14 protein-coding genes and 1 pseudogene are annotated in these 18,069 nt (G+C 73.7%); 5 read left to right on the forward strand and 10 right to left on the reverse strand.

Annotated elements, in window-relative coordinates; all coding sequences use genetic code 11:
• Nucleotides 1-40: 40 nt before the first annotated feature.
• Both ACFYTE_RS39185 and ACFYTE_RS39190 read left to right on the forward strand, forming a co-directional pair.
• Entirely contained in the window at nucleotides 41-517 is a 477-nt protein-coding gene (locus tag ACFYTE_RS39185; RefSeq protein ID WP_388721467.1) for a GtrA family protein, read from the forward strand.
• A complete protein-coding gene (locus ACFYTE_RS39190) occupies nucleotides 498-1,982 on the forward strand; it encodes a hypothetical protein (protein ID WP_388721470.1) in 1,485 nt (494 codons plus the stop codon). Before ACFYTE_RS39185 ends, ACFYTE_RS39190 begins: the two co-directional genes overlap by 20 nt.
• Before the next feature lie 28 nt (nucleotides 1,983-2,010).
• Here ACFYTE_RS39190 and ACFYTE_RS39195 read toward each other — a convergent pair whose 3' ends face one another.
• The 4 genes from ACFYTE_RS39195 to ACFYTE_RS39210 form a co-directional block, all read right to left on the reverse strand.
• On the reverse strand, nucleotides 2,011-3,675 hold the full coding sequence (locus tag ACFYTE_RS39195; protein WP_388721473.1) for a glycosyltransferase family 2 protein: 1,665 nt from the start codon (nucleotides 3,673-3,675) through the stop codon (nucleotides 2,011-2,013).
• Nucleotides 3,672-5,867 (reverse strand): CDP-glycerol glycerophosphotransferase family protein, encoded by a 2,196-nt coding sequence (locus tag ACFYTE_RS39200; RefSeq protein ID WP_388721476.1) that lies wholly within the window; start codon nucleotides 5,865-5,867, stop codon nucleotides 3,672-3,674. Before ACFYTE_RS39200 ends, ACFYTE_RS39195 begins: the two co-directional genes overlap by 4 nt.
• Nucleotides 5,868-6,152: 285 nt before the next feature.
• On the reverse strand, nucleotides 6,153-7,028 hold the full coding sequence (locus tag ACFYTE_RS39205) for an ABC transporter ATP-binding protein (protein ID WP_388721479.1): 876 nt from the start codon (nucleotides 7,026-7,028) through the stop codon (nucleotides 6,153-6,155).
• On the reverse strand, nucleotides 7,021-7,935 hold the full coding sequence (locus ACFYTE_RS39210) for an ABC transporter permease (RefSeq protein ID WP_388721482.1): 915 nt from the start codon (nucleotides 7,933-7,935) through the stop codon (nucleotides 7,021-7,023). Before ACFYTE_RS39210 ends, ACFYTE_RS39205 begins: the two co-directional genes overlap by 8 nt.
• A gap of 174 nt (nucleotides 7,936-8,109) precedes the next feature.
• Between ACFYTE_RS39210 and ACFYTE_RS39215 the strand changes: the two genes are divergently transcribed.
• Entirely contained in the window at nucleotides 8,110-8,748 is a 639-nt protein-coding gene (locus ACFYTE_RS39215; protein WP_388721485.1) for a TetR/AcrR family transcriptional regulator, read from the forward strand.
• Nucleotides 8,749-9,061: 313 nt separating this feature from the next.
• Here the strand turns inward: ACFYTE_RS39215 and ACFYTE_RS39220 are convergent, their stop codons facing one another.
• Both ACFYTE_RS39220 and ACFYTE_RS39225 read right to left on the reverse strand, forming a co-directional pair.
• Nucleotides 9,062-10,648, reverse strand: a complete 1,587-nt coding sequence (locus ACFYTE_RS39220; protein ID WP_388721488.1) for a glycosyltransferase — start codon at nucleotides 10,646-10,648, stop codon at nucleotides 9,062-9,064.
• Between the two features lie 27 nt (nucleotides 10,649-10,675).
• Entirely contained in the window at nucleotides 10,676-11,938 is a 1,263-nt protein-coding gene (locus ACFYTE_RS39225) for a glycosyltransferase 87 family protein (protein WP_388721490.1), read from the reverse strand.
• 172 nt (nucleotides 11,939-12,110) lie between these two features.
• Here ACFYTE_RS39225 and ACFYTE_RS39230 point away from each other — a divergent pair, with 172 nt between their 5' ends.
• A complete protein-coding gene (locus ACFYTE_RS39230; protein WP_388721505.1) occupies nucleotides 12,111-13,664 on the forward strand; it encodes a hypothetical protein in 1,554 nt (517 codons plus the stop codon).
• Nucleotides 13,665-13,951: 287 nt separating this feature from the next.
• Here ACFYTE_RS39230 and ACFYTE_RS39235 read toward each other — a convergent pair whose 3' ends face one another.
• The gene (locus tag ACFYTE_RS39235) at nucleotides 13,952-14,473 is read right to left on the reverse strand and encodes a MarR family winged helix-turn-helix transcriptional regulator (protein ID WP_388721493.1); all 522 of its coding nucleotides are present in this window, start codon (nucleotides 14,471-14,473) and stop codon (nucleotides 13,952-13,954) included.
• 102 nt (nucleotides 14,474-14,575) lie between these two features.
• Between ACFYTE_RS39235 and ACFYTE_RS39240 the strand changes: the two genes are divergently transcribed.
• Nucleotides 14,576-14,989: an organic hydroperoxide resistance protein gene (locus ACFYTE_RS39240; RefSeq protein WP_388721496.1), complete on the forward strand. Its 414-nt coding sequence runs from the start codon at nucleotides 14,576-14,578 to the stop codon at nucleotides 14,987-14,989.
• On the opposite strand, the pseudogene ACFYTE_RS39245 reads toward ACFYTE_RS39240, so the two are convergent.
• The 3 genes and pseudogenes from ACFYTE_RS39245 to ACFYTE_RS39255 form a co-directional block, all read right to left on the reverse strand.
• Nucleotides 14,979-16,501 (reverse strand): annotated as a pseudogene (locus ACFYTE_RS39245) (hypothetical protein). The gene ACFYTE_RS39240 and the pseudogene ACFYTE_RS39245 overlap by 11 nt on opposite strands.
• Nucleotides 16,502-16,575: 74 nt before the next feature.
• Nucleotides 16,576-17,850, reverse strand: a complete 1,275-nt coding sequence (locus ACFYTE_RS39250; RefSeq protein WP_388721499.1) for a hypothetical protein — start codon at nucleotides 17,848-17,850, stop codon at nucleotides 16,576-16,578.
• The coding region (locus ACFYTE_RS39255; protein WP_388721502.1) for a CDP-glycerol glycerophosphotransferase family protein at nucleotides 17,847-18,069 on the reverse strand (223 nt) is incomplete at its 5' end. The genes ACFYTE_RS39250 and ACFYTE_RS39255, both read right to left, overlap by 4 nt.

Genomic DNA, 18,069 nt, shown 5'->3' on the forward strand with positions numbered 1-18,069 from the left:
GTTTCCTGCTAATCGGGATGTGTCGGATATGGTCTGCGGTGTGACAGCGAATCTCACCGGAGTCCGTCCGGCCACGGCCCTGCCCGCCGCCCCTGCCCGGCCGGTCGCGCGCGTCGTGCTGGAAGTCGTGAAATTCGGGATCGTCGGCGGCAGCGGTGTCCTGGTCAATTTCCTGGTCTTCAATCTGCTGCTGCACGGCCTGCGTTGGCCTGCGATGACCGCGACGGTGCTGGCCAGCTGTATCGCCATGGCCACGAATTACATCGGCTTCCGCTATTTCGCCTATCGGGACCGGGCGCGGCGCACCCGCCGGCAAATCGCACTGTTCTTCGTTTTCAGCGGGCTCGGTGTGGTCATGGAAAGCGGTCTGTTCTGGCTCGGATATCACGGCCTCGGGCTGCACGGTCCGTTCGCATCCAATGCGGTCAAGGCACTGTCGATCGTCCTCGCCTCCGCCTTCCGCTTCCTCGTCTACCGCACCTGGGTGTTCCAGCAGGATGCGCGCCGCGCGGCCTGACGCCGGTACGGTGACGGCCGGCCGGGCCCTGCCGGGGGTCGTCGCCGGGCTCGTCCTCGTCCTGCTGCTCCTCCTGATCGTCCGGCTGCCCTGGGCGGGCGATCTCGGCATGCACGCGGCGACCGTGGAACGGCTCAGGCACAGTCTGCTGCACCCCGGCAATCCGCTGGTCGACGCGGACACGCCGAGCCCCTACTACTCGCCGTGGATGCTGGTGCTGGGCGTCGTCGCCAAGGCCAGTGGGCTGTCGGTGTTCGTCGTGCTGCGCATCGGCGCGCTCGCCGGCCTTGCCCTGCTGGTCACGGGGGTGTGGCGGTATGTGCGCACGTTGAGCGGCCATCCGGCGGCGCCCGCCCTCGCGGTGCTGTGCCTGCTGTTCCTGTGGGGGCCGCTGCCGCTCAACTGGAGCGGCTTCCTCGGGCTGAACTCCCTCGCGCTGACGGTTTCCTATCCGAGCGTGTTCGCGCTCGGGCTGTCCTTCCACTTCTGGGCGTGGCTGGCGCGGGCGCTGCGCGTGGATGCCGGGTGGGGGGCATGGCTGGGGCTCGGGGCGCTGTGGGCGCTGATCCTGCTGGTCCACCAGTTCTCCGGGGTCGTGGCGTCGCTCGGGGCGCTCGCCGCGGTCGTCGCCGCGCGGCCGGGCCGGCAGGCGCTGCCGCGGCTGGGCGCGGGGCTGCTGCTGGGGCTGGCGGTGCTGTGGGCGTGGCCGTACTACGACTTCTTCGCGCTGTTCTCGGCCGGTGCGGATCTGGAGGCCGTGCACCGGCCGCTCTACCAGCATCTGCCGGGCCGGTTCGGGCTGGTGCCGCTCGGCCTTGTGGCGCTGGGGCTGCGCGGGCGGCGGGACCGCTGGGACCCCCTGCTGATCTTCTTCGTGCTGGGGGCGGTGGTGTTCGCGGCGGGCGGGGTGAGCGGGCACTACTCGTGGGGCCGAGCGCTGCCTGCGGCGCTGATCCCGGCGCAGCTCGCGGCGGCCCTAGAAGCGGTCTCGGCCGGGCGGCGGGCCGTGCGGACGGCGTGGGCGTGCGGGCTCGGCGTCGCGCTGCTCGTGGGGGCCTGGGCCCAGGTGGGCACCGTGGGGTACGTGGTGGGGCGGGCGGCGCTGCCCGGGGTGGTCGCGGCGAAGTACCGGGCGCCCTGGACGGGTTACCGGTGGATCACCCCGTGGGTGAAGTACGGGGACGTCGTCATGGCGCGCACCTTTCCGGCGCGGCAGATCCCGGCGTACGGGGCGTACACGGTCGCGCCCGGATACCCGGATGTGTTCCTGGCCGACGCCGGCCGGCGGGACGAGGCCGTGCGCCGCTATTTCGCCGCCGGGACCCCGGACCGGGTGCGCGACGGGATCGTGCGGGAGTACCGGGTGCGGTGGGTGGTGGACCGGGCGTCCGGCGGTGTACGGGACCCCAGGCTACGAAGAGTGGCCCAGGGCCCATCCGGCCAGGCCCTGTACGCCGTGCGCTGAGCGACGGGTTCGTGCGCCGTGTGGGGGGTCAGTGGAGGGTGTTTGCCAGTAGGTGGGCCGCGCGGCGTACCGGTGGGCGGTTCAGGCGTCGTACCAGCGGACGCGTCAGGCGGTCCGTGACGCCCGCGGGGCGCCAGCGGATCTGTAGCCGGCCGGGGTTGCGGCCCTCCGGTTCGACGGTGAGGTCGTGCGGGGCGGCGCCGGAGTGGTAGCCGACGCGGGTGGTCACGGCGGGGAAGGACAGCGGGGCCAGCAGGAGGGACGTGTGGGCCAGCCCCTGGTGCTCGATGCGCAGCAACGGGTGGCGGACACCGGCGAATCCGTGCAGCGGGACGGGGGCCGTCGCCAGGTCGAGCCGGACCCGGCCCTCGAAGACGCCCGGGCGGACCGGGGTGAGCCGGAACGGGGCCGTGAGGCGGCGCCGGCTGGGGGCCAGCAGCAGGGCCGCCCGCTGCGGGCCGACCGGAAGCCGCAGCCCGGGGTCGTAGGTGCGGATCCGCAGGCTCAGACCGGCACCCGGTTCGGGCGTCAACTCCAGTATCTCGTGCCGGAACTGGGCGCTCGGGAAGGGCCGGGAGTCCAACTCCAGGTCGCCCACGTCCAGTTCGCGCCGGGACCAGACGGTCGTCGGTATCCGGTCCCCCCAGTAGGTGCCGCCGCCCTCCGGGTCCGCCGTCACCTGCCGCGGGGCGACGGGGTGCCCCAGGCCGCGTGCGGCGAGCCGGGCCTCGGACAGCCGGCCCTCGCGGACCAGTTGGAGGACCACCCGTTCCGGGCGGGGCAGGCGGGCGAACGCGCCGGGCGTGAGCGCCGAGACATACGGGACGGTGATCTCCGCGAAGGCCCGCAGCCAGTCCTCGTCCCGGTAGGGCAGATCACCGGCGTACATCCGGAAGTCGTGTTTGAGGAACTTGTAGTCCTTGTCCTCCCGCAGTGCCGCGTGGCCGCTGTCCGTCAGGAAGGCGTCGATGAGGCGCTGCACGTGGATGCGGTCGCGGACGTTGTCCAGCTTGTGCCGCTGGTTGGAGATGGACGCCGAGTCGGCCGCCGCGTACGGCGCTATGTACCAGAGGTACACCGGTTCCGGAATGATCGTGAACGCCTTCGCCAGGCAGTACGCCTGCGCCGAGAACAGCTGGTCCTCGTAGTGGATGCCCTCGGGGAAACGCAGCTCGTGCCGGTCAAGGAAGGTCCGGGCGTACATCTTGCTCGTCGACAGGTGCTCGAAGAAGAGGCGCGGGTCGTCCTCGATGCCCTCCAGGGTGCGGCGTTCGGCGACCAGGTGCGGCATCCACGTCGAGTGGCGGCCCCCGTCGACCCGTATCCGGCGCACCGCGCCCATCGCGAAGTCGATCTCCCGTTCACGGTGTGCGGCCAGCAGCAACTCGACCGCGTCTTCCGGGAGTTCGTCGTCGCTGTCCAGGAACATCAGATACGGCGCGCGGGCGGTCTCCAGGGCCCGGTTTCGCGGGGCGCTGCATCCGCCGCTGTTGCGGGCCAGCCGCAGGTAGCGGATGCGGTCGTCCTGCGCGGCGAGCGCGCGTGCCACGAACGGGGTCTCGTCGGTGGAGTGGTCGTCGCTGATGATGATCTCGATGTTCGCGTGGGTCTGCCGGCGCAGCGAGGCCACCGCTCTCGGCAGCCGTGCCGCGTCGTTGTAGACGATCACCGTCACCGTGACGTCGGGGGTCATGCCGTTGCCTCCTCGGGGCTCGGTGCGGGGGTGCGGTCCGCCGGCGGGACCACCGGGGGCAGCGCCTGCTCGTTCTCGCCCAGGAACACCCGGCGGACGACCCGTTCGGCGGCGTGCCCGTCGTCGTACTCGCAGAAGCGGCGCCGGAAGACGGCCCGTGCCTTCGCCGCGGCCTCGTCCCGCCACGCGCCCGTGGCGAACACCTCCGCCAGGTCCTCCTGGGTGCGGGCCACGTGGCCCGGTGCCTCGGCCATCAGGTCGAAGTAGACCCCGCGGGTGGTCGCGTAGGTCTCCCAGTCGTCGGCGTAGATCACGATCGGGCGGTCGAGGTTGGCGTAGTCGAACATGATCGACGAGTAGTCCGTGACCAGGGCGTCGGCGGCGAGGCACAGCTCCTCGACGGGGTCGTAGGAGGAGACGTCGATGATCCGGCCGGTGCGGCGCAGGCCGGTCAGGGCGGCGGCCGTGTCGTAGAAGTAGTGGGCGCGCACCAGCAGCACCGTGTCGTCGCCGAGCCGGTCGGCGAGGGCGGCGAGGTCGAGGCGGGGGGTCCAGCCGGCCTCGTAGTCGCGGTGGGTGGGGGCGTACAGGACGGCGGTCCGGCCCGGGGCGATGCCGAGGCGGTCGCGGACCGCGCGGACGTCGGCGGCGCCGGCGCGGTAGTAGACGTCGTTGCGCGGATAGCCGTAGTCCAGGGAGGTGTAGCGGGACGGGTAGGCGCGCTCCCACATCCGGGTGGAGTGGCTGTTGGCCGAGACGCTGTAGTCCCACTTGTCGACGCGGGCGAGCAGGGCGGCGAAGTCCATGCCCTGGGCGGCGGTCGGGTGCCGCATCTGGTCCAGGCCCATCCGCTTGAGCGGGGTGCCGTGGTGGGTCTGGAGGTGGATCGCGTCGGGGCGTTTGACCACCGCGTTGGGGAAGTTGACGTTGCTGGTCAGGTACTTGGCCGTGGCCAGCACCTCCCAGTAGCGGCGGGTGCCGGGGACCACGTGGTCGGTGCCGGGCGGCAGCAGCGGGGCGTTGTCCTTCGTCACCACCCACACCGGGTGGATCCACGGGGCGCGCCGGGCCAGCTCGGCGGCGATGGCGGCCGGGTTGCAGGCGACGCCGCGGTTCCAGTAGGCGGAGAAGACGGCGAGATCGGGGTCCACCCGGCGGCCGAGGGCCCGGCGGTACTGCTGGTCGCGGAGTTTCGCGCCCAGTCGGCGCCGATGGGTCCGCGCCGCGGTCCGTGCCGCCCGGCGGGTGCGGTTGGCGGCCTGGAAGGCGCGGTACTTGGTGTACGCGCCCTCTTCGAGGAGGCCGCGGCGTACGCCTTCGAGGCCGCCCGGGCGGCGGTGGCCCGGCGGGCGGCGGCGGACGGCCGCCAGGGAGGCCCGGCGGAAGAACTCGCGGGCCACCGGTTCCGGCATGTCCTCGCGGGCGAAGGTGCGCAGCAGGTCGCGGACCATGACGTCGTAGAGGACCGCGCGGGTGGCGGCGGGGCGGTCCTGGGCGAGGGTGAGGAGAGCCTCGTAGCGGTCCACGAGGGCGTAGCGCTGCTCGGCGGTGACCGGCGGCAGGCTCTCGGGGCGCGGCACGCGGTGCTCGTACCCGATCTGGTTCAGGCAGGCGACACGGCGCGCGGCCAGCAGGGCGGCGTACGCGGTGTACGCCTCGTCGCCCGCGGTGAGCCGTTCCTCATGGGCCCGCCAGAAGTCGGCGCGCAGCACGCGGGTGCCGAGCAGCGGGGTGAGCCGCAGCAGGTCCGCGGCGTCGTCGAGGGCCAGCTCGGTGCGGCCGGCCCGGGCCAGCAGCCGGCCGTCCGCCGGGCGGGTGCCGGCGGTCCGCCAGGTGCTGCGGACGTGGTCGAGGAGCAGCACGTCCACGGTGTCCGGGAGTTCCGCGGCGCGTTCGGCGACCGTGCGCACGGCGCCCGCGGGCAGGCCGTCCTCGGCGCGCACGAAGTGCAGCCAGCGGCCGGTCGCCCGCGCGGCTCCCACCGCTCGGGCCGCCGCGTCGCCCGTGCCGTCCGGCAGGGGCACCACCACCGTCTCCGGGGTGTGCCCCTCGGCGGTCTGACGGGCCCAGTCGCCGACCGCGGCCACGATCACCTCGGCGTCCGGCAGGGGGCGCGCGGCCAGGGAGTCGAGCAGTTCGGCCAGGTGGCCCCGGGTGTCGGGGCCGTGGACGATGACGCTCAGCTCGGGCATCGGGTGGACTCCTTCGCCTCGTCGTCTCCAGGCCGCACCTTTCAGGTCATAGTGTCACCGATCGGAAAAGGGGGCGGCCCGGGTTGCGCCGGTCGTGGGTCGGGGGGTGCGCCGGTCGTGGGTCGGGGGGTGCACCTGCCGTGGGGCAGGGGTTGCGCCGGTCGTGGGTTCGGCGGGTGCGCCGGTCGTGGGTCGGGGGTGCGCGCCGGTCGTGGGTCGGGGGTGCGCCGGTCGTGGGGCAGGGGGTGCGCCGGCCGTGGGTCGGGCGGGCGCACCGGTCGTGGGTCAGGAGGGCAGGGCGATCTTCGTGTCCTGCGCCGGCACCGGCGCCTTCTTCTGCGGCTTCGGCGCGGCCTTGGCCGGCTTCTTGGGGGTCTTGTCGCCGGTGAACGCCTCGTACTCCTTCATGACCTCCTCGGTCGGCCCGTCCATCCGCAGCTCGCCGCGCTCCAGCCACAGGACCCGCTCGCAGGTGTCGCGGATCGACTTGTTGTTGTGGCTGACCAGGAACACCGTGCCCGCGTGCCGGCGCAGCTCGCGGATGCGGGCCTCGGAGCGCTTCTGGAAGGACCGGTCGCCGGTCGCCAGCGCCTCATCGATCAGGAGTACGTCGTGGTCCTTGGCGGCGGCGATGGAGAAGCGCAGCCGGGCCGCCATACCGGAGGAGTAGGTGCGCATCGGGAGGGTGATGAAGTCGCCTTTCTCGTTGATGCCGGAGAAGTCGACGATCTCCTGGTAGCGGTCCTTGACCTGTTCACGCGACATGCCCATGGCGAGGCCGCCGAGGAAGATGTTGCGCTCGCCCGTCAGGTCGTTCATCAGGGCCGCGTTGACGCCGAGCAGCGAGGGCTGGCCGTCGGTGTAGATGTGGCCGTTCTCCACCGGGAGCAGGCCCGCTACGGCCTTCAGCAGCGTCGACTTGCCGGAGCCGTTGGTGCCGATCAGCCCGATGGCCTCGCCCTTGTACGCGACGAACGAGACGCTCTTGACCGCGTGCACCTTGCGCACACCGGACGCCTTCTCGGTCTGCTTGCGGCGCAGGATGCGGTTGAGCGCGGCGGTCGCGGAGCCGCGGCCCGCGCCGGTGCCGTTGACCCGGTAGACGATGTCGACGCGGTCGGCGACGACGGTGGGGATGCTGGAGTTCACGTTCTCAGCCACGGCCGTAGGTCTCCTCAGCCTTCCAGAAGTAGATGAAGCCGCCGACGCCGACGAGCAGCGACCAGCCGGCCGCCACCGCCCACACGTGCGGGGGCAGCTGGCTCGCGTGGAAGCTGTCGATCAACGCGAACCGCATGAGGTCGATGTAGACGGCGGCCGGGTTGGCCTCCAGCAGGGTGGTCACCGCCCGCGGCAGGTCGTTCTTGGCGGCCAGCTTGTCGATGCTCCACATGACGCCGGAGACATACATCCAGGTCCGCAGCACGAACGGCATCAGCTGGGCGATGTCCGGGGTCTTCGCGCCCATCCTGGCCACGATCATCGACATGCCGGCGTTGAAGGTGAACTGCAGGACCAGCGCGGGCACGGCCAGCACCCAGGAGGCGGCGACCGGCACGCCGAAGCACAGCAGGATGACGACGAGCGCGGCCATCGAGAACAGCAGCTGCTGGAGCTGCTGGAGGCAGAAGGAGATCGGCAGCGCGGCCCGCGGGAAGTGCAGGGCGCGGACGAGGCCGAGGTTGCCGGCGATCGCCCGGGTGCCCGACATGATCGAACTCTGCGTGAAGGTCCAGATGAACACGCCCGTGACCAGGAACGGGATGTAGTCCGGGACACCGTGCTTGGTGCCGAGCAGCACACCGAAGATGAAGTAGTAGACCGCCGCGTTGAGCAGCGGGTTCATGACCTGCCAGAGCTGGCCGAGCTTCGCCTGGCTGTACTGTGCGGTGAGCTTGGCGGTGGAGAAGGCGGCGATGAAGTGGCGCCGTGCCCACAGCTGGCGGATGTACTCGGGCAGGGTGGGGCGGGCGCCGCTGACCGAGAGCCCGTACCGGGCGGCGAGCGCCGCTGGGTCGTCGTCGGCCGGGGCCGTCGTCGGGGGCGGTGTGTGGAGGACCTGGCTCACATCCGCTGCTTTCGCTCGGGGGAGTGGGGGTGGTGCGTCCGGGCGGCGGTCCGGCCCTCCGTGTTTTCCTGCAGTTCTCTTCACGTTCTCTTACGTCGGGACGGCACCGTATCGTCGCAACGCGAGCGTAGGACGTATGGACGTCGGAACGCAACCGTTTCGTCGTAACGCCCTATGCTGGACGCCATGACGACGAATGCCGGCGAGCCCGGCGCGCGGCCCCGCCGACGGACGCCCGCCGGCGCCGCCGTCCTGCGCGAGGACGTGACCGAGGCCATCCGCGCCGCCGTCTTCGAGGAACTCGCGTCCGTCGGGTACGCCCGGATGTCCATCGAGGGCATCGCGCGCCGCGCGGGCGTCGGCAAGACCGCCGTCTACCGCCGCTGGCGGTCCAAGCTCCACCTGGTCCTCGACGTGGTCTCGGCGGTCGCGGTGATGGGGCTGCCGACGCCGGACACAGGCTCCCTGGAGGGCGACCTGCGGCTGCTCTACGAGGTGACGTCCCGCGCCCTGCGCCATCCCGTGGCCTCGCAGATCATCCCGGACCTCCAGGCCGAGGCCGCGCGCAACCCGGAGATCGCCGAGGCCATGCAGAAAGCGCTGCGGGACGGGCAGGAGGGTGTTGCCAGCACGATCATTTCGGCGGCGGAACGGCGGGGTGAGATCCGGACCGGGGTCGACCGCGAGCTGGCGCTCGATCTGATCTCCGGGCCCCTGTACTGGCGCTCGGTGGTCATCCGCAGCCCGAAGCTGCCCAAGGGGTATCTGGCGTCGCTCACCCGTGCCACCACGCAGGCCCTGCGGGCGCTTTGACCGGTTCCCTGCGGTGGGTCGGCGGGGCTTTGGCGGTGCCTTGGGTGCGGCCGGTCGTTTGTCTGCGGGGGCGTTGTGGCTTGTCGCGTAGTTCCCCGCGCCCCTATGGGGGTGCGTTTCGGGTGCGGTTGGTTGTGTGTCTGCGGGTGCGTTGTGGTTTGTTGCGCAGTTCCCCGCGCCCCTATGGTGCGTCGTTTGTCTGCGGGTGCGTTGTGGATTCTCGCGCAGTTCCCCGCGCCCCTATGGTGCGTCGTTCGTCTGCGGGGGCGTTGTGGTCTCTCGCGCGGTTCGCCGTGGGCCTGTTGGGGCTGGGTCAGGGGAGTGGGTGGTGCAGGCGGGCTTGGGTGATGGACAGGGCTCCTCGTGCGCCGGGGGCGATGCGTAGGGCCAGGGCGCCGGAGTGGGTGGCGTACGGGTGGATCAGCAGGACGCCGTGCCGGACGCTCGGCAGGGCGCGGCGGCGCAGCAGCCCGGCGCCCGGCACCGCGTGCGCGGTCATGTCGCGGTGCGCGCCGTCGGCGAAGCGGACGCGCAGCCGCAGATCCCAGGTGCCCGCGCCGAGCCCGGCCGGCTCGACGGGCACGGTGGCCGACCAACCGCCGTCGGGCGCGGGCGTGAACGCGGCGGTGCGGCGCTGGGCCGGGCGCCCGTCCGCCCGGGACCGCCACTCCGCCGCCACCTCCGTGGGGCCCGCCCGCGCCACCCGCCCGTACAGCTCGTGCAGGCGCAGCCGCAGCAGGGTGCCACGCGCGCGTGGACGCAGTTCCGCGTCGACGGCGAGCGGCAGGAGGCGGGTGGGCCGGGTCAGGAGCGGGGCGAGGCCGACCCCGGGCAGGTCGTCGGACCAGACGGGCGCGCCGTCCGGGCCGCGGGCGTACGGCGGGCACAGCCGGGCCGGACGGGCGGCAAGCTCCTTGAGGCGGCCCAGGTCCCGCGGCTCCGGGGACGCCAGGACGACCCGTGCGAGCAGCCGGCCGGGCGCGGTCGGGTCGCGCTCCCAGTCGGCCGGCTCGTACTGCTCCAGATATGCCCGGGTGTGCGCCCACCACGCGCGCCGGTACGCCGGGTCGCGCAGCTCCAGTTCGCGCGCGTACATACGCAGTTCGTGGTCGAGGAACTTGACCCGGGCCGCCCGTGCCAGCTCCTTGTGCCCGGCGCCCAGCAGGATGTCGTGGGCCAGCGCGCAGGCACGGGTGCGCGCCTGCCAGTTGCCGATGTCCGCCCGGTCTAGGGAGAGCGACAGCTGGTCGGCGGCGCGCCGTACGTGCCACACGTACACCGGGTCGGGCACCAGGGCGATGCGCGGCGCGGCGGCCAGCACGCGCGCGGTGAACACGAAGTCCTCGTAGAGGAAGCGGCCTTCGGGGAACCGGATGCCGTGCTCGCGCAGGAATCCGGTGCGGTAGAGCTTGTTGACGCACAGCGTGTCGTGCACGAGCCGGGGGCGCCGGGAGGGGTGCGCGACGACGGCGCGCGCCGCGTACAGGGACTCCTGCCAGGGGCGTTCGCGTCCGGACGGCAGTTCGCGGCGCACGCACAGGCCGCCTGCCACCTCCGCGCCCGCCTCCGTCGCCGCCCCGAGCAGCGCGGCCACCGCACCGGCGGGCAGTACGTCGTCGCTGTCCAGGAACATCACGTACGGGGACGTCACCGCGTCCAGACCGTCGTTGCGGGGGCTGCCGCAGCCCCCGCTGTTGACCGTTCGGCGCACCACCGTCAGCCGGGGATCGTCCGCGGCCAGCCGCGCCAGCAGCTGTGGACTGCTGTCGGTGGAGCAGTCGTCCACGGCGACGACCTGCCGGACGGCGGGCCCCTGCGCGAGTGCCGACCGGACCGCGTCCGACACATGGGCTGCGTCGTTGTAACCGATGACGACGACGCTCGCCCCCGTGGGCCGCAAAGGCGTCGGAATGTCCGTGATCTCTCCTCAGGAGGTGCTCAGTGCCCGGTGCGGAACACGCTCGCGGCCGGTCGGGGAGCCGACGGCGGTCGCGGCCGGCGTGGGCAGCGGCCGGGTGGCGCGCCACAGCCGGACGAGGGAGAGCCCGGCGGCGGCCACCAGCAGTCCGTTGCGCAGCAGCATCAGCAGGGAGCCGGTCCAGGTGCAGTGGATGACCTCGCCGTACAGCGTCGGATACACGACGGTGCTGACCGCGCTCGCCGCCACCACCAGCGCGGCGACCGGACGCTGGGTGGTGTGCCGTGAGGTCAGGCAGACGGCGGCCAGGCCGAGCAGCCAGACCATGTACTGCGGGCTGATGACCCGGCTGGTGATCGTGAACAGCAGCACGGCGCACAGGGCGGCGTCGAACGCGGTCGCCTCGTTCCAGCGCCGGGCCCGCACCCGCCACAGCAGCAGGACGCAGCAGGCGGCGGCCGTGAGCGCGAGGGAGACCCCGGCGACCGCGGAGACGTGCGGGCCGGTGAACTCCATCGCGCCGTACCGGTACCGGACCCGGCCGGACCAGCCGGCGTGCCGGGCCAGGCTGAGCGCCGTGCCGCCCAGGGACTCGATCTGCACGCCCCGGCCGCTCTGCTGCCGCAGGAAGGACAGGGGCTCGGCGAACAGGAGCGTGAACAGCCCCAGGGCGACGGCGCCGGTCCCGGCGGCCCACGTCCACGCGGACCGCGTCGGCCGCTTCCGGGGGGTGCCCAGCAGCACCAGCACCGGCCACACCTTCACCAGCGCGCCCAGCGCCGCGAACACCCCGCACGCGCGTGTGGAGCGTGACAGTGACAGCAGGGAGATGACGGCGAGCGCGGTGACCTGGACGTCGTACCGGGCCAGCGGGAGGTGCAGCAGCAGCGGCAGGCCGCCGGTCCACAGGGCCGCCCCGAGCAGGCTGCGGCCCGGCCGCGTGCCCGCGCGGGCCAGCGCCAGCGCGATCACCGCGTCGGCGGCGAGCGCTAGGGCCACGAACGCCTGGAAGTACGTCAGTCCCGGCAGCAGCCCCGGGGACAGCAGCACCGCGCCCGCGCCCGGCGGGTACTGCCACAGCGTGTCGTGCGCCGGGAAGGCGCCGTGCGACAGGAGCCCGTACCAGTGGAAGTACAGGCGCCACACCTCGCGGGCCACCGCGCCCCGGCCGAGGAGCGGCGCGGTGTCGTGCGCGAGCAGCCACAGCATCAGCGCGCGGGTGATCAGCCAGAGTGCGGCGAGGGACATGAGGGGGAACTGACGGCGGTTCATCACCAGGGAGCGTAAGCCGCGCGGATGGTGTATTCATGCCGATACGCCGTCATTGACCGGCAAAGGTTGGCTAATCGCAAAAGATCGGACCGTGGTGAACATCGGGCGTCAGCTGATCCGGCCGTCGAGCCGTGTCCGTCGTACCGCGGTCGTGGCCGTCCCCGCGGCTGTCATGCTCGTGCTCGGGCTGTGGGGGCTGGACCGCGGCGGCATGTGGCGCGACGAGGCCGTGACCTTCCAGGTCGCGCGCCGCTCGGTCCCGCAGATCTGGCGGCTGCTGCACGACGTGGACGCGGTGCACGGGCTGTACTACCTGATGATGCACGCCGTCCTCGCCCTCCGTCCCGGCGAGGTGCTGCTGCGGCTGCCCTCGGTGTGCGGCGCGGCGGCGGCCGCGGCGCTGGTCGCCGCGCTCGGCGCCCGGCTGGTCAGGCCGCGGGTCGGACTGTGGGCCGGGCTGCTGTACGCCGTCACGCCGATGGTCGGCCACTACGCCCAGGAGGGCCGCTCGTACGCCCTGGTCGCGGCCGGCGCCGCGGGCGCGACGCTGCTGCTCGTACGGGCGGTCGGCGAGCCCCCCGGTCCGGGTGAACCCGGCGGGCGGGACGGGGCCGGCCGGCGGGACGGGGCCGGCCGGCGGGGGCGGGGTGGCCGGGTCTGGTGGGCGTACGGCGCGGTCCTGGGCGTCACCTGTCTGCTGCACGAGTTCGCGGTCCTGCTGCTGCTCGCCCACGCCGTGACGCTGGCGCTGGCACGCGTGGCGCGCGGGGTGTGGTGCCGCTGGGCGTGTGCGGCCGGGGCCGTCGTCCTCGTGCTGCTGCCGATGGTGCTCGTCTCGCACGGGCAGTCCGCGCAGGTCGCCTGGTTGCGGGAGCCCGGTCTGGGCAGCGCGCAGGCCCTGCTGCGGGCGTTCACGGGGCCGACGCCCGCGGTGTACTGGACGTGCCTGGCGCTCGCGGCGGTGGCGCTGACCGGGCTGTTCGGCCGGCGCGGCGAGATCACGTGCGCGGCGGTCGCGCTGCCGCTCGCGGTGGTGCCGCCGGTGACGCTGATGCTCGTCTCCCGGTTCTCCCCGCTGTACGTCGACCGCTATGTGCTGTACGCGCTGGCCGGGGCGCCGCTGCTGGTGGCCGCCGGGGCGGACCGGATGGCCGGGTGGCTGGGGCGCTCGCGGGCCGGCTCACCGCTGCTCGCCCTCGCCGGTGCCCTCGCCGTCGCCGTGGCGCTCGTCCATCAGCTTCCGTTGCTGCGCGCGGACCGCTCCGCGGACCACCGCCCGGACAACCTGGCCGCCGTCTCGCGCGTGGCGGCCCGTGAACTGCGTCCGGGCGACCCGGTGTTGTTCGTGCCGGGGCAGGCGCGGGCCACCGCGCTGGCGTATCCGGCGGGGTTCCGCGGAGTGCGGGACGTGGCCCTCGCGGCGGGGGCGCCCGCGTCGGGGACGCTGTACGGCACGGAGGTGGACGCGAAGGACCTGCGGCGCAGGCTCGCGGGGCTCGACCGGGTGTGGGTGGTCGCCGACCGGTACGCCGTGGAGCGACCGGGCCACCCGCGCGACCCCCTCGACCGGCTCAAGCTCGCTGTTGTCACACGGGATTTCGCGTTGCGCGAGCAGTCGGTGCGGGGTCGGGTGCTGCTGCGGCTCTATGTCCGTCGCACGCTCGCCACCGAGGCGCCGGTGGCGCCGGCGGGTCCTCCGGTACCGCGGCGTCCGGAGCGCTGGTGAGCGGGTCCGGTCGCTCGCGCGGTCGTTGATCTGGGGGCCCTGGTTGTGGCGCGGTGGGGCCCTTCGCGCCGATTCCGTCGACGGGTTCAAGCTCGCTGCCGCATGCGGGAGCAGTCGGTGCGGGGTCGGGTGCAGTCGCGGTTCTTTGTCCGTCGCACGTTTGCCAAGCAGGCTCCGCCGCGATGGGGGTCCCCCTGTTCGAGCGAAGCCGAGAACTTGGGGGAGCGACCGGCCACGACGGTGCCGCAGACAACCGACGGCACAGCGCGGCACATCCGGCAGAGCGCTCAGCGGGGCGCCGGTGGTGCCGGTGGGTGCTCCAGTACCGCGGTGTCCAGGGCGCTGGTGAGCCGGTCCAGTCGCTCGCGCAGTTCGCTGATCTCGGCGGGGTCGAATCCGGTCGCGGCGGCGATGCGGCGCGGTACCCGGAGCGCCTGTTCGCGCAGCGCCGCCCCCTGTTCGGTCAGCCGTACCTCCACCGACCGCTCGTCGCGCGCGCTGCGCTCCCGCCGGACGAGGCCGGCCACCTCCAGCCGCTTGACCAGCGGTGACAGCGTCCCGGAGTCGAGCCGCAGCAGTTCGCCCAGCTTTTTGACGGGCAGGTCGCCCCGCTCCCACAGCACCAGCATCACCAGGTACTGCGGATAGGTGAGTCCGAGGTCCTTGAGGACCACCCGGTAGACGCCGTTGAAGGCGCGGGACGCGGCGTGCAGGGAGAAGCAGATCTGGCGGTCCAGGCGGAGCCAGTCCGCCTCGGCGACGGAGGTCTCGGTGGCGGTCATGGCCCCAGGATAGCTCCGGCGCCCCATTTAGTTGTGCACAATTTAATTGTGTGCTCTACTTGTGGTCGTGAGGGCGGCCGGACCGGAGCCGCCGGACCACGAACGTGACTTCAAGAGGGATGGTTTTCCATGGACGCGCTCTACACCGCCGTCGCCACCGCCACCCACGGCCGCGAGGGCCGCGCCGTCTCCTCCGACGGCCGGATCGACCTCGCCCTGGCCCTGCCGGTGGAGATGGGCGGCAACGGCGAGGGCAGCAACCCGGAGCAGCTCTTCGCCGCCGGCTACGCGGCCTGCTTCGGCAGCGCCCTCGGCGTCGTCGGCCGCCAGGCCAAGGTGGACGTCAGCGACGCCGCGGTGACCGCCGAGGTCGGCATCGGCAAGCAGGGCGAGGGCTTCGCCCTGAAGGTGACCCTGCGGGTCGAACTGCCCGACACCGTGGACGCGGAGACCGGCCGCCGGCTGGTCGAGCAGGCCCACCAGGTGTGCCCCTACTCCAACGCCACCCGCGGCAACGTCCCGGTGGAGCTGGTCATCGAGTGAACCATCGGGTGAACCGGGGGAACCGGGCGGGCCGCGCCGCCGCCTCGCCCCGGCCGGCCCGCGCCAGCACCTCCCCGGTGCGCCGGCTCCACGCCACCACCACGGCCTCCTCGGGCACCCGCCGCCGCCGCGTCAGCAGCAGCCAGCGCACCCGGTGCCGGCGGACGAACGCGGCGCGCCCGGCGCGGGTCGCCGCCGGGGAGAGGTAGGCGCGGGCGTCGGCGAGGACGGCCCCGTACCCGGGGAGCGTGCGGATCGCCCGGGGATCGTCCGCGAGGACCACCTCACCGGGCCCGAGATGGCGCGCCGCCCATGCGTACGACGGCCAGCGCGGCGGCTGTGCGAAGCCCACCGGGTCCAGCGCCCGCGGCACCACCGCCCCGGCCTGCACGGTCAGCAGGCCGAGACAGGCACCGCCCGCCGCCGCCCAGCCCAGCACCCGCCGCCACACCGGCCACGGCCGCGCCGCCGCCAGTTCCACCGCGAGCGCGCACTGCGGCGCCACCAGGGCGAGCCCGAGCAGCCCGCCGAGCCGCCCGTACCCCGTCGCCGACCACTCCAGAGCCGCCAACAGCACCAGCGGATCCCGCCAGGAGGCGCGCCGGGCCCGCAGCCACAGCGCCGGCAGCCCGAGCAGCAGCGCCAGCCAGCAGCTCCCGGCGAGCCCGGCCGGCAGCGGTTGCGCGCGGCCGGCCGCCGCCACCGCGTCGAGGACGGCCGCGGCCCGCGCCCCGGCCGGCACCGCACCGCACCGCCCCCGGCCACCAGCGCCGCCGCCCCGGCCGTCACCGCCCAGCGCAGCGCCACGGCGGCCCGCCGGCCGCGCCGCCCGCCCGCCGCGAAGGCCACCCCACCCACCGCCGCACCCACCCCGATCACCGGATCGACCAGCGCGACCAGCCCGTACAGCACCCCTAGCGCCGCGTACCCCGTCGGGCCGCGCAGCCCGCTCGGCCCGACGAACCGCACCGGCCGGGTGACCCGCGCCCGAGCCCCGGTCAGCGCCCAGGCCCACAGCGTGAGGCCGATCGCACAGGTGGACGGGAAGCCGAGGTTGCCGGTCATCGGCATCAGCGCGAGATAGCCGCCGCCCCACACCCGGGTCGTGCCCCACAGCACGCTCATCAGGGCCAGCGCGAGCACCGGCGCCCACACGCGCGGGGTGAGGAACCGGACAAGACGGGCCATGCCGGTCAGCAGCACCAGCAGGTTCAGCGGGCCGCAGACCCGCAGCACCGCCCAGCCCGACAGCCCCGTCAGCCGCGCCAGCGCCCCCTGCGCGAGGACGTACGGCGAGGCGAGGGCCGCATCCGGCGGGCCGGCCCCCAGCCGGGCCACCGCCGCCGCGTGCGGCCCGGCGTCGCAGCACGGCGGCACCCGCCAGTACGCCAGCGTCAGCACCAGCCAGAACAGCAGGCCGAAGAGCTGGTAGGGGCTCGGCCGCCGGACACGGCCGGCGCGCAGCGCGGTGGCCCCGCGCACACGGCGCGGGACCAGGACGCCGATGGTCACCGGAGGGCCGGGACACGAATGAGGCGGGGCATCTGCCGAGTGTTCCCGCCCAGGGCGGGCGGCTTTGCCGCCGCTCACCTCATCGAGTGAGCCGCCCGTCGGCCTGGGCCCTGCGCGGGCAGCGCCAGCGTCCGCCGGAGCACCGGCTCCAGCAGCAGCGGCACCCCGACCACCGGCAGCAGCCAGGCCAGCACGATCAGCCGTTCGCCCCAGATGTTGATGTCAGGATGGCCCGCGTGGGTGAGGAACCCGGTGGCCGCGGCGGCCAGCAGGAAGCAGCCGAACGCGGGCCGCCGCAGCGCACCCCACAGCCCGGCCGCCAGCGCCGCCACGAACAGCGGCTGCCCCGCCTGCCGCCGTGCCCACTCCAGCCAGAAGTTGCCCTGAAGATGCAGGAACTCCGGCCACGGGCGGGTCCGGTCCGGCCGGGCGAAGTGATCGGTGAGCAGGTCCTGCAGACTCTCGGACTCGGCCGGATAGTGCAGCAGCCGCGCCAGCAGCATGGTGCCCAGCGCCGCGCAGCACCCCACGACGGTGATCGCGACGACCCCGCGCCCCGGTGCCCGCCCGCGCCGCCGCCGCAGCACGACGACCGTTGTTCCCGCGACGGCGAGGGTCAGCCCGAGGAACAGCGACTGGGAGTGCTTGACCGTGAACAGCGCGAGCAGCCCGCCGCCGGCCAGCGCCGTGCCCGCCCGGACCCGGCCGGACAGCGCCAGCGCACACCCCCACACCGCGGCCAGGGTCAGCGCCAGCATCAGGCCCTCGGTCATCGGCCGCATGGCCGTCGCGCCGACGGGCAGGACGTAGTACAGCGCCTGCCCGGTCAGTGCGAGCGGCACGGACACCGCCAGCGTGCGCAGGATCAGGAAGACGAGGACACCGCCCGCCACCGCGACGAGCACGCTCGCCGTCCACACGCCCCAGGTCACGCCCAACGTCGTGACGAACGGCAGCAGGAACACCGGATAGCCGGGCCGCACCTCGAAGATCCGCTTGAGCCGGGGCTTCATGAACGGCGGGATGTGTCCGTCCGTCTGCCCGGCCGCGAGCCGCCGCTCCACCCGCCCCAGCGCGTCGGCCCGGCACTCGGCGACCACCCGGGCGGTGGGGTCCGGCCGGTGGAAGCGCACCACGTCCACGCTCTGGCCGCGCCGGGCCTGGGAGGCGCGGCCCGCGCAGGTCCAGTCGATGGTGGCCGCCGCGGCCTCCCGCTTGCCCGCGCCGCCCAGCGTCAGCGCGTACGCCACGTAGTTCTTCGAGTCGGGGGTGTCCCGGCCGGTGACGCACGCGAACTGGAGCAGCGCGAACACGGCGGCCAGGAGCAGCACCCAGGTACGCGCCCTCATGTCGACGCCAGCAGGTTGCGGCCGACGGCCGGGCCGGGCACCCGGACGGCATCGGGCTCGGGCATGGTCTCGCCGAGCAGCAGTGTCCGTACGACGCGTTCGGCGGCCCGTCCGTCGTCGAACGCGCAGAAGCGGGAGCGGAATCGGTCCCGGAGCCGGGCCGATTCGGCGTCCCGCCAGCGTCCGGAGGCGAACAGTGCGGCCAGCTCCTCGTAGGAG

Source organism: Streptomyces sp. NPDC004629, from assembly GCF_042873595.1.
In the GTDB taxonomy this organism is placed as follows: domain Bacteria; phylum Actinomycetota; class Actinomycetes; order Streptomycetales; family Streptomycetaceae; genus Streptomyces.